16 protein-coding genes are annotated in these 12,754 nt (G+C 42.4%); 9 read left to right on the top strand and 7 right to left on the bottom strand.

Annotated elements, in window-relative coordinates; genetic code table 11:
- Window positions 1–18 precede the first annotated feature (18 nt).
- Window positions 19–228, top strand: coding sequence for a hypothetical protein (locus ACFVAD_RS05900; protein ID WP_386637069.1), 210 nt, complete (start codon window positions 19–21; stop codon window positions 226–228).
- 69 nt (window positions 229–297) lie between these two features.
- Here ACFVAD_RS05900 and ACFVAD_RS05895 read toward each other — a convergent pair whose 3' ends face one another.
- Window positions 298–1,179: a GNAT family N-acetyltransferase gene (locus tag ACFVAD_RS05895; RefSeq protein WP_386637067.1), complete on the bottom strand. Its 882-nt coding sequence runs from the start codon at window positions 1,177–1,179 to the stop codon at window positions 298–300.
- Window positions 1,180–1,286: 107 nt separating this feature from the next.
- A complete protein-coding gene (locus tag ACFVAD_RS05890; RefSeq protein WP_386637065.1) occupies window positions 1,287–1,466 on the bottom strand; it encodes a hypothetical protein in 180 nt (59 codons plus the stop codon).
- A 169-nt stretch (window positions 1,467–1,635) separates the two neighbouring features.
- Between ACFVAD_RS05890 and ACFVAD_RS05885 the strand changes: the two genes are divergently transcribed.
- A complete protein-coding gene (locus ACFVAD_RS05885; protein ID WP_386637063.1) occupies window positions 1,636–2,328 on the top strand; it encodes a DUF1538 domain-containing protein in 693 nt (230 codons plus the stop codon).
- A complete protein-coding gene (locus ACFVAD_RS05880) occupies window positions 2,325–3,050 on the top strand; it encodes a DUF1538 domain-containing protein (RefSeq protein ID WP_386637061.1) in 726 nt (241 codons plus the stop codon). Before ACFVAD_RS05885 ends, ACFVAD_RS05880 begins: the two co-directional genes overlap by 4 nt.
- A 57-nt stretch (window positions 3,051–3,107) precedes the next feature.
- Here the strand turns inward: ACFVAD_RS05880 and ACFVAD_RS05875 are convergent, their stop codons facing one another.
- Entirely contained in the window at window positions 3,108–4,076 is a 969-nt protein-coding gene (locus tag ACFVAD_RS05875) for a ring-cleaving dioxygenase (RefSeq protein WP_386637059.1), read from the bottom strand.
- A 198-nt stretch (window positions 4,077–4,274) separates the two neighbouring features.
- On the opposite strand from ACFVAD_RS05875, the gene ACFVAD_RS05870 reads away from it, so the two are divergent.
- Both ACFVAD_RS05870 and proC read left to right on the top strand, forming a co-directional pair.
- Complete coding sequence (locus ACFVAD_RS05870) at window positions 4,275–5,543, top strand: hemolysin family protein (RefSeq protein ID WP_386637057.1); 1,269 nt, start codon at window positions 4,275–4,277, stop codon at window positions 5,541–5,543.
- Between the two features lie 125 nt (window positions 5,544–5,668).
- Window positions 5,669–6,481, top strand: coding sequence for a pyrroline-5-carboxylate reductase (gene proC, locus ACFVAD_RS05865; RefSeq protein WP_386637153.1), 813 nt, complete (start codon window positions 5,669–5,671; stop codon window positions 6,479–6,481).
- A gap of 57 nt (window positions 6,482–6,538) precedes the next feature.
- Here proC and msrB read toward each other — a convergent pair whose 3' ends face one another.
- Complete coding sequence (gene msrB / locus ACFVAD_RS05860; RefSeq protein WP_386637151.1) at window positions 6,539–7,492, bottom strand: peptide-methionine (R)-S-oxide reductase MsrB; 954 nt, start codon at window positions 7,490–7,492, stop codon at window positions 6,539–6,541.
- Window positions 7,493–7,846: 354 nt separating this feature from the next.
- Between msrB and ACFVAD_RS05855 the strand changes: the two genes are divergently transcribed.
- Complete coding sequence (locus tag ACFVAD_RS05855; RefSeq protein WP_386637056.1) at window positions 7,847–8,911, top strand: SDR family oxidoreductase; 1,065 nt, start codon at window positions 7,847–7,849, stop codon at window positions 8,909–8,911.
- Window positions 8,912–9,005: 94 nt separating this feature from the next.
- On the opposite strand, the gene ACFVAD_RS05850 is transcribed toward ACFVAD_RS05855, so the two are convergent.
- Entirely contained in the window at window positions 9,006–9,254 is a 249-nt protein-coding gene (locus ACFVAD_RS05850) for a hypothetical protein (protein ID WP_386637054.1), read from the bottom strand.
- Window positions 9,255–9,465: 211 nt separating this feature from the next.
- Here ACFVAD_RS05850 and ACFVAD_RS05845 point away from each other — a divergent pair, with 211 nt between their 5' ends.
- Complete coding sequence (locus tag ACFVAD_RS05845) at window positions 9,466–9,873, top strand: fluoride efflux transporter FluC (protein WP_386637052.1); 408 nt, start codon at window positions 9,466–9,468, stop codon at window positions 9,871–9,873.
- Entirely contained in the window at window positions 9,870–10,259 is a 390-nt protein-coding gene (gene crcB, locus ACFVAD_RS05840) for a fluoride efflux transporter CrcB (protein WP_386637050.1), read from the top strand. The genes ACFVAD_RS05845 and crcB overlap by 4 nt, the downstream gene beginning before the upstream one ends.
- Before the next feature lie 79 nt (window positions 10,260–10,338).
- Here the strand turns inward: crcB and ACFVAD_RS05835 are convergent, their stop codons facing one another.
- The gene (locus ACFVAD_RS05835; protein ID WP_386637048.1) at window positions 10,339–11,643 is read right to left on the bottom strand and encodes a LytS/YhcK type 5TM receptor domain-containing protein; all 1,305 of its coding nucleotides are present in this window, start codon (window positions 11,641–11,643) and stop codon (window positions 10,339–10,341) included.
- Between the two features lie 116 nt (window positions 11,644–11,759).
- Here ACFVAD_RS05835 and ACFVAD_RS05830 point away from each other — a divergent pair, with 116 nt between their 5' ends.
- Entirely contained in the window at window positions 11,760–12,047 is a 288-nt protein-coding gene (locus tag ACFVAD_RS05830; protein ID WP_386637046.1) for a hypothetical protein, read from the top strand.
- A gap of 22 nt (window positions 12,048–12,069) precedes the next feature.
- Here ACFVAD_RS05830 and ACFVAD_RS05825 read toward each other — a convergent pair whose 3' ends face one another.
- Complete coding sequence (locus tag ACFVAD_RS05825) at window positions 12,070–12,582, bottom strand: MerR family transcriptional regulator (RefSeq protein ID WP_386637044.1); 513 nt, start codon at window positions 12,580–12,582, stop codon at window positions 12,070–12,072.
- Between the last annotated feature and the right edge of the window lie 172 nt (window positions 12,583–12,754).

Raw genomic sequence — 12,754 nt, 5'->3', positions numbered from 1 at the left:
GTATGGAGGTGTAATAGAATGAATAAACGATGGACAATTGGAAAAATTCAAGAATTTGTTGAGAAAAATTCCGAAAGTAAGTTGCTAACGACGGAATATCACGGTTTTTCACAAAAGTTATTATTTAAATGTGCATGTGGCAGCAACTTTGAAAAAACGTTTTCGAAATTTAAAAATAATAACCAACGTAAATGTGACGTATGCCAACCGCCCAAAGCATCCCGATAACATATAGTGAATAAACGAAGTGCCGATTTCTATTTAAGAGAAGTTGGCATTATTTTATTTTTTCAAGCTTTAAGATTTTTTCACATAATAGTTCAATTCGTGCTGTATGTAAAAACCTACCTTTTGGTAAAGCGAGATAGCTTTTCTATTTGCGGAATCGACACATAGATTGATTGCTTCGATGCCTTGGAAGGTGAAGATCCAGGACACCCCTTTTTGCAGTAACATTGCACCAATACCTTTTCGTCGCTCAGAGTCTTTTACAGCGAAGAACTCGATGCTTGCCTCTCCGAATTCAGGTTCCACCTCTACAAAGATATACCCTGCCAATTTGTTGTCTTCTGTATGTATGAAGACTTTTCGATGTGCATTGACCCTTTCGATGATTTGGGATCCTGAATAATAGGTGGAAGGAAATATCTCGTCATGCAGTTTTTCCATGTCCATAAAGAATTCAGGCGTAATTTCATAGTCCGATAAATTCATAACATTCAAAGGTGTACGACAATCCATTTTTAGAATGGTCTGTTCACTTTGCAGGACAAATCCCTGTTGCTCGGCAAAACGGTTCACCAGGGTATTCTTTTTGTTTGAAAACAGAGAAAGGCTGTATGAGAGCGATGGTAGCAGTGCTAAAAGATGTTCCCAAAGCTTGGGAAGTTGGTGTGTGTACGGGTCTTGGATGAATGGTCCCCAGATTTCTGCGGAATGGTTGCCGGAATCGGCATCAAATCCGATTAATCCCCTAATCTCCTCTTTATGGGTAGCGATAATAAAGCTTTCCGTAAAAGGAATGTCTGAAAGATTTTCTTTTAAAGTATGCAATATTTCTTTCCTGTCTGTTCCGCAATAACCGATATGCTGTTCTTCTTTGGCGTTCATTTTTGCAATGAATGCTGCGGCGGCTTCCCTTTTTGACAGGGGAGCCTTAATGATTTTCAGTTGTGTCAATGCCTGTCCACCTTTCTGCAAAAAAAAGGTAAGCGGAAGGTGCACTTCAACCGCTTATCCTTACATTGCTTCATTAATTATTATTATAGCAAATAAAAAGCCTTGTGTTACCTGTTGATTAAGGTTCGAACACCGTGATAGATTAAGGCAAGTGCGAATACTAAGATGGTAATGACGCCGACAATTGTTGCAATAGGATCAAGCGCAGCAAATGTACCAGTAAGTGGTACTTTGATTAATGCGAATCCAGCTAGCATACTTGCAAAAAATAAAATGATTCTTTCCATGAGAACACCCTCCTTTCCTTTCCCTATTACTATATGCAGCATGCTATAAAATGGTAGCGCTTTCATTCGAGAATGGGTTTTTGACCTAATTCCATCGTACTTTTTAAGTTATGTCAGGAAAATAATAGGGTAATAAGTAATTAAAGAGATCAGTCGAAGGAGGGAAGACATGGAAGAAATAAAGGATTCCATCAAAGAATCATTCTTGGCGATTTTGCCGGTTTCGGCTGTCGTTATTTTACTTCAAGTTCTGTTGATCGATTTGCAGTGGGAAAAATTCATGCTATTCTTGGTCGGATTGGTGATGGTGACATTCGGGTTGATGTTTTTTCTGATGGGAGTCAACATCGGACTTCTTCCTGTTGGCGAGATGATTGGGAAGGCCTTGCCTAAATCCCAAAAGACTTGGCTGATTATATCTGCAGGTTTGCTTTTAGGGATTGCCGTTACAGTTGCGGAGCCTGATGTAAGAGTATTGGCGACTCAAATAGAGGAGGTTTCAGAAGGGGGGATCACCTCTCTCATCCTGATATCTTCCGTCGCACTCGGAGTTGGAATTTTCGTAGCTCTTGCTATGGTAAGAACCATATATAAAATCCCGCTCCAATACTTGCTGCTCCTTGGTTATCTTCTGGTATTTATCATTGCGTATTTGACACCCGATGCATTTGTTCCCATTTCCTTTGATGCAGGAGGGGTTACGACAGGTCCATTGGCCGTTCCTTTTATTTTGGCTTTGGGTGTAGGGGTTGCATCCGTCCTGAGAGAAAAAGATTCATCGGATGAAGGCTTCGGCCTTGTCGCCCTGGCGTCAATCGGTCCGATATTGGCTGTTCTGCTGTTAGGGGTGATCTATCAATGATTCAGGACATTTTTGAGGGCTTCGGCTCCCTGATGTTAGAGGTTACTTATGCATTGCTGCCATTACTGCTTTTCTTTCTCATCTTTCAAATGATATTTCTAAAAATGGATAAGGAGAAACTTAAAAAGATTCTTCTTGGCTTCGGCTTTTCCTACATAGGGCTTGTTCTTTTCCTGCAAGGAGTCCATATCGGATTCATGCCGGTGGGCGAGAAAATGGGAGAGGATCTGGGGGAAATGACCCATGATTGGATTATCATTCCAATCGGATTTGTTCTTGGGCTTGTTGCCACGATAGCAGAGCCGGCAGTAAGAGTCCTGAATAAGGAGGTTGCTGATGTAACTGATGGCTACATATCCCAAAAAGCGATGCTGATAACACTCTCTACAGGTGTTGGTGTTGCCGTTGCCCTGTCTATGCTTCGTATCCAGTATAACTTCTCCATATGGTATTATCTGATTCCAGGTTACCTTATCGTTTTTGCGTTGATGTTCTTCACGAAGAAAAAATTTATCAACATAGCTTTTGATTCAGGAGGAGTGGCAACCGGACCAATGACGGTCACTTTTATATTATCCCTTGCAGTGGGAGCGGCCTCTGTTACGGAAGGGAGCGACCCTTTGACAGATGGATTCGGTATGATTGCGCTCGTAGCGCTTGCCCCTATCATTTCCGTACTTATCTTGGGGATCATTTATAAAAAGGAAGTGGAAGAAAATTAGCCTAGAAAAAGGACAGCCGGAAGATTTGTTACTGTCGGCTGTCCTTGCATAATTGAATCAGTTTATTTCAAGCGGACGGAGACTTGCTTCGATCTCCGTTCTTTTCTGTTCAAGGAAAGGTGGCAATGCAAGCATTTCACCCATGGACTCGAGAGGTTCATCGGCAGTAAAGCCTGGCGTGTCTGTGGATAGCTCGAACAATATGCCATTTGGTTCTCTGAAATAAAGAGCCTTGAAATAGTAGCGCTCCACTTCTCCCGAGTTGGGTAGGCGTGTTTCCCGAATGCGTTGTACCCATTTGTTGAACTCTTCGTCATCAGGAATGCGGAAGGCAACATGGTGGACGCCGCCACGGCCAAGCTTCTCTGGAGGAAGGTCAGTTCTTGTTTCAATATGGACCTCTGCTCCCGGCCCGCCTTCTCCGGTTGCATACACCTCCACATCAGGAAAATCCCCTTTCAGAGAAGGATAGGAACCTACATACCTGAAACCCATGATATTTTTCAGGATACTGGAAGTGGGAGGGGCAGACTTGACGGTTAACGTTACCGGTCCAAGTCCGACGATGGCATGCTCACTAGGAATTCCTGATTTTTTCCATGGTACGCCTGCTGCAACACCAGCTTCACCGTTGTCGGCAACCAGAATCAATTTGGTGCCCTCAAAGTCTTCAAAATCGAGGGTGTCACGCTCCGCCCTTTTTACAATTTCTCCGTGCTTCACATTGAATGTCTGGAACCGGTCCTTCCAGAAGTGTAGCGACTCTGTAGTTGCGACTCGCAAGGAAGTGGAGGAGATGCTTGACACCCCTTCATATGTGCGACCCAAATTTGGGATATCAAAAAAGGTTATTTCCGTTCCTGGATTTCCTTTTGCATCCCCGTAAAATAAGTGGTAGGAGGAAGTGTTATCCTGGTTCACAGTCTTTTTGACCAAACGCATACCTAATATATCGGTAAAAAATTGAAAGTTTTTTTCGGCTTTACCTGTAAGAATAGAGACATGGTGGAGTCCTAAAAGTTTCATCGTCATTCTCCTTCTGTAATTTATCTTGAATTCGAGATAATTATAACATATTCTAAGTTTGATTGAAAACTTCTAAAGAATTTTGAGTGGATTTTAAGGAAAATTGAAAAAATTTAAAATAAATATCGCATATTTATTGCTAAAAGTGGTATTTGTAAATATATTTATAGTATCAATATGTAGGAGAGTGATGGAAACTTGGATAGTATACCCTATGACTCGATAATTTTATTAGGGGCATTGTTATTATTATCAGGATATTTTTCAGCATCAGAAACTGCCATTACGAGTGTCAATAAGGTGAGGCTCCGTAATCAGGCGGAAAACAACAATGCAAAAGCAAAACGCTCATTGAAGATGGCCGATAATTTTGATCAAAGCATTTCTACCATCTTGATCGGTAACAATATCGTGAACATTGCACTGGCTGCGATTGCAACGAATATTGCCACCCAGGTCTATGGTAGGGAAGGCAGTACCCTGCTTATCTCCACCACGGTGATCACCATTCTGGTCCTGATATTCGGTGAGATTTTGCCAAAATCTTTAGCTAAACAATTTGCGGAAAAGTATCTACTATTAATATCAGCTTCTTTATTGACAGTCATGAAACTCTTTTTCCCGATCACATGGTTGTTTGTCCAATTAAAGGTAGGTGTCAACAAGCTTATCGGGGTTGGTAAGGATGAACCTACTGTAACAGAGGAAGATGTAAAAGCAATGGTGGAAATCGGTGAAGAAGAAGGGACTTTTCTCACTCAGGAACGAGAATTGCTGCACAATGCCATTGCGTTTGATGATATCATCGTAAAAGATATCCTGACGCCAAGACCGGATGTAGTAGCAATTTCCATCGAGACATCTATTGAAGAGATCAAGGAAATATTCATACATGAAAAGTATTCCCGTTTACCTCTATATGATGGCTCGGTCGACAATATTATCGGCGTTATCTCACACCGGGATTTTTTTGCTCAATATGTCCAAAATCCTAATTTCACCTTAATGGATATCAGTCGGGCACCATTCTTCGTGATTGGATCCGCAAAAATATCCAACCTCTTGAAAGAGCTGCAAAGCTCCCAGAATCATTTGGCTATTGTACTGGATGAGTATGGAGGAACGGCAGGAATCATTTCGATTGAAGACATTATTGAAGAAATTGTCGGGGAAATCTGGGATGAGCATGATGAGAACGAAGATTTTATCGAAGTCATCGATGATCGAATGTTCCGAATGGACGGCCGACTTCCGGTTGAAGAGTTTTCCGAACTCTTGCAATTGGAAGTGGAGGAATCCTCAGCCAACACATTAAGCGGCTGGATATCCGACACCCTCGGCTATTTGCCGAAAAAAGGTGATAAAGTGGAATGCGAAAGCTTTACCATCCACATTGAAGAAGTGAAAAAACACCGCATCCAAAAGGTAGTAGTGGAAAGAAATCTCGAAATTGTCTTTTCAGCATAATAAACGCTCACCGCTTGAAGATGCGGTGAGTTTTTTTATGGGGACAGGTTCAGCGTCCCATTGTACAGATATCGACCATTCTTATATAATACGATTCATACAGTATAGGAGTGAACGTAATGAACATGACAAAAACAATAGGTTTTATCGGAAGCGGAAAAATGGCGCAGGCAATCATTGGCGGGCTGCTGAAGTCTAAGCTCTATCAGCCTGACCAAATAGTTGCCAGTGCTAGAACAGAAAAGACAGTGGAGCAGGTAACTGAAAAGTTTAACATAAAAGCTGGATTCCATAATGGTGAAGTGGCAAAGCAGGCCGATATCCTGATTTTAGCGGTAAAGCCTGATTTACATGGACCGGTGATTGAGGAAATCAAGGGATATGTAAAAGAAAACACAGTGATTATTACCATTGCTGCCGGGATCAGCTTGAACTTCTTGGAGAGTGCCTTCAAAAAAAGAATCAAGGCGGTCCGTGTGATGCCTAATACCCCTTCACTGGTTGGCGAAGGGATGAGCGCCATATGTGCGAATGACCTGGTGGAGAGTGACGAGCTTCAGGAGGTAATCCGGTTATTTGAAAGCTTCGGTCAAGCTGAGGTGTTGACGGAACAACTCATGGATGCCGTTCCTGCTGTCAGCGGATCTTCGCCTGCATATGTTTATATGTTCATCGAAGCATTAGCGGATGGCGCGGTGCAGCAAGGAATCCCGCGTGATCAAGCCTACAAGCTCGCAGCCCAAGCGGTATTGGGAGCAGCAAAAATGGTGCTGGAGACAGGCAAGCATCCGGGCGAGCTGAAGGATAATGTCTGTACACCAGGCGGAGCAACCATTGAAGCGGTCACCACACTGGAAAAACAGGGCTTCCGTGCCGCAATCGTTTCAGCCATGGATGCCTGCACGAAAAAGTCCAAGTTGCTCGCAGGTGATAAGTAGAAAAAAAGTAAAAAGCACTTTTCCGGTTATTGGGAAAGTGCTTTTAAATTGTTCAGCTTAATCGAATAGTTCCACAAACTCTCCGTAGCCCTCCTCCTTTAAATCTTCTTTTGCGATAAAACGGAGGGCAGCCGAGTTCATGCAGTAGCGGAGGCCTGTCGGTTCGGGGCCATCATCAAAAACATGACCGAGGTGGGAATTTCCAAGTTTGCTGCGGACCTCTGTACGGACGGTGAACAGGGTGCGGTCCTCGAGCTCGACAATGTTTTCCTCCACCAACGGCTTCGTAAAGCTGGGCCAGCCAGTACCGGAATCATATTTGTCCAAGGAGCTGAATAGGGCTTCGCCTGAAACGATATCCACATAGATCCCCTCCCCTTCGAAATCCCAGTATTCATTGTTGAAGGGTTCCTCGGTGCCTTCCTCCTGGGTGACAAAATACTGTTCCTCGGTCAGCACGGATTTCAGTTCCTCCTTTGAAAGGTGAAGCAGGGAGTTGTCAACAGCCTTGACAACAGGTGTAATGAAACGTTCTTCTCCCCAATTTTTTTCCAAAAAGTCGTCACGACCCGAATTGCCCCGATAGTAATCATAACGGACAGGATTTTTCAAATAGTAGTCCTGGTGGTAATCTTCTGCAATATAGAAGTTCTGAGCCTCAAAGATCTTGGTGACTATCGGCTTTTCGAAACGACCAGAGGCAATTAATTCTTTCCTGGATTTTTCAGCTTCCAGCCGCTGTTCCTCATTGTGTATGAAAATGGCGGATTGATAGGGTGAGCCTCTATCGACAAATTGCCCTTCAGCATCGGTGGGATCGACCTGGCGCCAGAATACATCCAACAGTGTGGAGTACTCGATAATGTTGGGGTTATAGGTGACAACCACAGCCTCCATATGGCCGGTCGTACCGGTAGTCACTTCATTATAGGAGGGGTTTTCAACTTCTCCTCCTGTATAGCCGGATACCACTTCATAAACTCCTGGCAGTTTTTCAAAAGGAGGCTCCATGCACCAAAAGCATCCACCTGCAAATGTAGCGTAGGCGATATTTGCATTTTCCTTATATTCAAATGGAACACTGCCTAGTGACTTTTGGGTTACAGAAGCGAAAATCTTGGGTATAAAAAAATAGGCTGCCAATCCAATAGCCACAAGAAAGATGATTCCCCCAATTTTTTTCATCACAGACTTCCTTTCCGATACCTTTTCTTGCATTATACATTAGTGGACAAACCATCTACCAACAAAGATATGCTTGTTTAGAATCTTCAATATTTTCCAAGTTTTGATTTAACAAGGATTCTATATTAAGATTGTAGTAGTGTTGATTGATAATCATGTTTCAACAATGGAGGAACTTCTATGAATATATTTTTAACCGGTGCTACTGGATTTCTTGGGGGCAGGCTTATTCGCAACCTTTTGGAAGAAGGTCACACTGTTCATATATTGGCTCGAAACCTGGAAAAGGCCAACACTTTGAAGGGAAATCTCCCTAATTCCTTACAGGGGAGGATGCATATCCTTCAAGGGGATATTGTGTTGCCGAATTTCGGAATATCAAAGGCTGTACTGGAGTCTTTATCGAATACAGTCGATATTTTCTATCATCTGGCTGCACTTGTGAAGTTCGATCATGACCTGCATGATACTTTAATGAAAATGAACTACACAGGAACGAAAGAGGCGCTTAAGGTTGCAGATAAACTTGGCGCAGCGAAGTTCATACATGTGAGTACGGCCTATACGGTAGGAAAGTCCAATGAAGGTGTAGAGGAATTGTATGAACTGACTCAACCTTTCAATAATCCATATGAAGAGAGTAAGGCTCTGGCGGAGCACGAGGTATTCCGTTATCGGGAAAGAATGGAGGTTTCCATCTTCAGGCCTGCCATTATTGTCGGCGATTCCAAAACGGGAGAAGCGGATTCCACTTTTACCCTTTATGGCTTCATGAGAGGCCTCGAGCTTTTCAAACGCCGTCTGGACCGCAAAGACAGTGTGGAGAAGGTGCATCTTGTCGGTTCGAAGAATGGCACATCCAATTTGGTGCCAGTCGATTATGTAGCTGATATCTTAACAATTGCCGCTACCAAGGCCCAGAAGAATACAATCTATAATATTACGAATCCAACCCCTCCTAAAAACAGGGATATATTAAACACCATCAAAAATCACCTTCAATTCGATAGTCTGGGCATCTATGAAAAAGGGACAGGCTTTAGGCTGTCACCTGTTGAAGAACAGCTAAATGGCATGCTGCAAGTGTTTGATCCTTATCTTGACCGCAGTATTTCCTTTAAGGATCGCAATACGCAGAAGCTGATTGCTGATAGCCCTATTGCTCATCTGAATATGACTGATGAGATCCTGAATATAATCGTAAGGGCCTACTTTGAACCAGAATTGGAAAAGGTGGAGCTCTAAAAAGAGGAAGCTGGCCATAATAATGGGCCAGCTTCTTTTTGCTGCTGAGGTGCAGATTTTGGAGCTGCACCTCCCGTGATGAAGAGATAGATCATTATCTTGCTTCTTCTGACTGTTCATCTTCCTTCAATATCTGCGTAAGCTTTTTTCTGTTCAAGGAAATGACGCGCTCGGATATCGCCTTTTTCAAAGAAAGCGGGTAATCTTCTGCAAGCTCTTTTCGGACATAGGATAGATGCTGCTGCAATTTCTCCTGAACTAAGAGGTTCCTCACGTTCATTCTATTTTCGGCACTCTTTACTCCTTTGACTTTTGCGGCTTGGTTTCTTTCCTGCTGATCCACAAAATACTCCTCCTAAGGTAGAGTTGATCTATTCTATATTATTCCCAGCAAATAATAACCAATACAGCCCCCTAAAGAAAAAAATCTCCCTCCATAAATCGTTGTGTGCTCCCCTCCAAGCACCACACCCCGGTGAACTTTCACTTCAATTGTATTACAATAGAATTAAATTATTGTTAGGGGCCAGACCCCGGAAGGTGAATGAAGATTTATGGCGAATGTGGTGGCGATTTTCGTTGGTGGCGCAGCAGGTGCTTATGTGCGGTATTTGATTAATGTGGGGTTGCTTGGTTTTGGTTATGGTTTTCCGCTTGGGACGGTGGTGGAGAATCTGCTTGGGAGTTTTGTGCTGGGTGTACTGAGCGGGGTGTTTTTGGTGGTGCAGAGCAGGGAATGGATGAAGCTTGGTCTTGGTGTTGGTCTGTGTGGTGGCTTTACTACGATGTCAACGTTTGGGGGCGATGCTTTCCACTTATGGATGGATGGACAGATGCTGGAGGCTGCGAGTTATGTATCCGTTTCCGTTATCTTTGGGATAGCTTTGGCTTTCCTGGGAATCCACTTGGGTATGAAAGCTGGAGCGCTTCACGGTAAGTCCGGAAAGGTTGGGGCGGAATGATGAATGAAGGTATTCTACAGCTGATGGTTATCCTTGGCGGTGGCACTGGGGCTGTTGGCAGATATTTAACCGGAGTAGTAATAATGAAGCGCTATCCTTCCCCGCATATTCCAGTTGCCATGCTCATGGTCAATTTAGCCGGGTCATTTGGATTGGGGATGTTGATGGGCCATCTGCATGAAGAACCTGAACTTTACAGCAATCTTCTTTTTCTTTTAGTAGGCATTGGTTTCTTCGGGTCTTTTACTACTTTTTCCACTTTCAGTATGGAGGCCTTGCAGCTGCTGCGGGCAGGCTATTTCAAGAAAGCGGCGCTTTATATCCTGATAAGTGTATTTGGTGCAATTATAGGGTTTATGTCCGGTTATGCCTTAATGGCCCATTAAAACCATGCAGGTCATTTTCTCATGCTCAACATACAAAAAAGTCCTTCATCCATGAACTTGGATAAGGACTTTTTTCATCTTAAGGAGATACAGCTCTATGATTAAGCTGGCTTTTTTTCTTGATATAAGCAGGAAGTGTTAACTGGACCACGTTACTCCGGAAAAAGCCGCGTTTCACTTCAATATCACCATAATGAGCGAAAAGTACGGAAAAAGCAGCATTGACTTGGTTGTTTTGTATATTTTCAGAAGGATACTGATAATTTTCAAGTATATGAAGGGTGGCTTCTTTCATTTTTCCTTCCACATCCACAATTTCAAAAATGACATCGTTTCCTCTTCGGAAGTTTTTCACACTGATCTTTCCTCCAGAAGCCGGCATTGCATCCATGCAGATTTTGAGGATACTTGTGAAGGATTCTGACAGAAGTTCCATATTCCCTCGAAGACGAAGCTTACGCAATGGTCCCCTATTAAGCTGGATGTGATTATTTGCGGCATAGGTGTGCAATCGATCCATTACCTCTTCCATCAGTTCTTTGGAAGAAAGGGATTTGGCAGGAAATGTGTCTGATGATTTTGCCAGATTGATGTAGGAATGAATGATGGACTCTGCACGGTCCAATTCCGAAAGGATGATAGGAACATATTCCCTGTTTGTTTTGTTCTGCTCCGCCCCAAGCAATTGAGTGAAGCCCTTTACCATTGTCAGAGGTTTATGGACCTCATCTGATACATCTGTAGCTATGCTGGTTACATGTTGCAGCCTTCTCATACGTTTCAACTGTTTTCTAAGGTTACCTAGGTCTAGACAATATTCAATAAAGTAAATAAGGAGAAATAAAGACAAGCATAGAATCAGCCAACACAATAGTCCGGACAGATAGCTGTCTGGTCCAAGTGAGTCACCAGAAATTCCCTTGTATAAAATGAAAACAAAGTAAATGGGAAGCTTGACAGTTACAATTAAAAAGGAAAGCAGATATTTTTTATTTTTATGATAACCCATCCATCGAGGTTGTAAAAAAGCGGGTAAGAGCACGATAAATGGTACCGTCAAAAAAATGGAAAGAAAGCTGGTTGATCCTGTTGAAAACAACGGATAGACAAATATAAGGAGAATCGTCAAAATTCCGGAAAGATAACCACCGTATAAAATGGATAAGATGATAGGGATAAGTGCCAGATTAAAAACGTAGCCATTCTGAAATTCAATAGGAAAATGCATGCATATGAGTACAGAAAAAGCACAATACAAAAAGAATGTCCATTGCCTTTTTAATTCCGATATGTTAGGTTGGTATTTATTGTCGAAGTGGTAATATAGAAATACAGGTAGAAATAAAAAGAATAATTGTAGTAGAATATCTTTCAGTAGATTCATTGCGAGTCCCCTTAACCAAGATGCGATAAGTACTATTATTCATTAACAAAGTACCATAAATTGAAAGAAAATTCTATATGTTTGACGAATTTTGTAAGAAAGTGGGCAGAAACTGTATGGAGAACCCGGATAGACTATTAGAGGCCTATAAGGAGCTTTGGAGTAACAGATCATTATCCCAGTCTGCAAAACCCGTGACAGAGCAGCTTGAAGAGGCGATAAAGATAGAGCTGAAGGATGAATTGACTCATCCCCGGACGAGAAAATCCTCTTTGGCAAAATATTTCCTTGCGATCAAGCGGATAAGTGGATCCCGCCTGAAGGAAACAGAGAAACTAGGATTAATACATCAGTTCAATCTTGTAATGGACCAACTGCTTGTGGAAGACAAAAAAAGAAGTTGACCAAAAATAAAGGTCAGCTTCCCTAAAGGCCAAAAATGGAGCGGAACATACCGCGCCGTTTGGTTTTAACCGGTTGGTCAAAAATAAGGGGCGGTTCGTATTTCTTTACACTCGGAGTCTGCAGGGCAAGGATGATCTCCTCCAATTCCCCGACTCTTTTTGTTAGATCTTCAATTTCTTTTCTCTGTTGGAGCAGCTGGTAGGATACCACCTCATCCGCTTTTTGGTCCAACAATCGTTCTACTCTATTTATTCTGTCATTTAAAAGGTCCATTTTCTGCTCCTTTGGCTCGTTGGGCTGTTGGATGATGGATGTAGGTTCTGTAATTGGAGGGGGAGACTCATATTCATCCAGTGACCCTGCAACTTCTGAACTGGCTTTCAAGGTTTCCAACAAGAGAATAGCTTTCTGATCATAAACATAGTGACCATAATCATTTTTGCTGCAAGGGATTTTGTATTTTTGCACCCATTTTCGGATGGTTCTTGGGGCCATCCCCAACTCTTTTGCAACTTCATGTGTTTTTAATTCCATGTAACATCCCTCCCTTACACAACACTATTAAACATTCAATGAAGAAATCCTTTATGATAGACAAAACTAGTTACTGTTCGTCAAAAATAGTGGAAAAATAACAAGGATTAAGTATATGTGGGAGAATGGGGAAATATTCCCATTAAAAATATGCCTAGAAAACTATAAATAA

Source organism: Sutcliffiella sp. NPDC057660 (genome assembly GCF_042800035.1).
GTDB lineage: Bacteria > Bacillota > Bacilli > Bacillales > Bacillaceae_I > Sutcliffiella_A.
Note: the sequence above shows the minus strand (reverse complement) of the source record. Positions and strands in the feature narration are given on the sequence as shown.

Bases quoted from the DNA above. Each gene is read 5' to 3' on its own strand.
- ACFVAD_RS05900 (WP_386637069.1), top strand. From the start codon at position 19: ATGAATAAACGATGGACAATTGGAAAAATTCAAGAATTTGTTGAGAAA.
- ACFVAD_RS05890 (WP_386637065.1), bottom strand. From the start codon at position 1,466: ATGGAAAGAATCATTTTATTTTTTGCAAGTATGCTAGCTGGATTCGCA.
- ACFVAD_RS05885 (WP_386637063.1), top strand. From the start codon at position 1,636: ATGGAAGAAATAAAGGATTCCATCAAAGAATCATTCTTGGCGATTTTG.
- ACFVAD_RS05880 (WP_386637061.1), top strand. From the start codon at position 2,325: ATGATTCAGGACATTTTTGAGGGCTTCGGCTCCCTGATGTTAGAGGTT.
- ACFVAD_RS05875 (WP_386637059.1), bottom strand. From the start codon at position 4,076: ATGAAACTTTTAGGACTCCACCATGTCTCTATTCTTACAGGTAAAGCC.
- proC (WP_386637153.1), top strand. From the start codon at position 5,669: ATGACAAAAACAATAGGTTTTATCGGAAGCGGAAAAATGGCGCAGGCA.
- msrB (WP_386637151.1), bottom strand. From the start codon at position 7,492: ATGGAGCCTCCTTTTGAAAAACTGCCAGGAGTTTATGAAGTGGTATCC.
- ACFVAD_RS05855 (WP_386637056.1), top strand. From the start codon at position 7,847: ATGAATATATTTTTAACCGGTGCTACTGGATTTCTTGGGGGCAGGCTT.
- ACFVAD_RS05845 (WP_386637052.1), top strand. From the start codon at position 9,466: ATGGCGAATGTGGTGGCGATTTTCGTTGGTGGCGCAGCAGGTGCTTAT.
- crcB (WP_386637050.1), top strand. From the start codon at position 9,870: ATGATGAATGAAGGTATTCTACAGCTGATGGTTATCCTTGGCGGTGGC.
- ACFVAD_RS05835 (WP_386637048.1), bottom strand. From the start codon at position 11,643: ATGAATCTACTGAAAGATATTCTACTACAATTATTCTTTTTATTTCTA.
- ACFVAD_RS05830 (WP_386637046.1), top strand. From the start codon at position 11,760: ATGGAGAACCCGGATAGACTATTAGAGGCCTATAAGGAGCTTTGGAGT.
- ACFVAD_RS05825 (WP_386637044.1), bottom strand. From the start codon at position 12,582: ATGGAATTAAAAACACATGAAGTTGCAAAAGAGTTGGGGATGGCCCCA.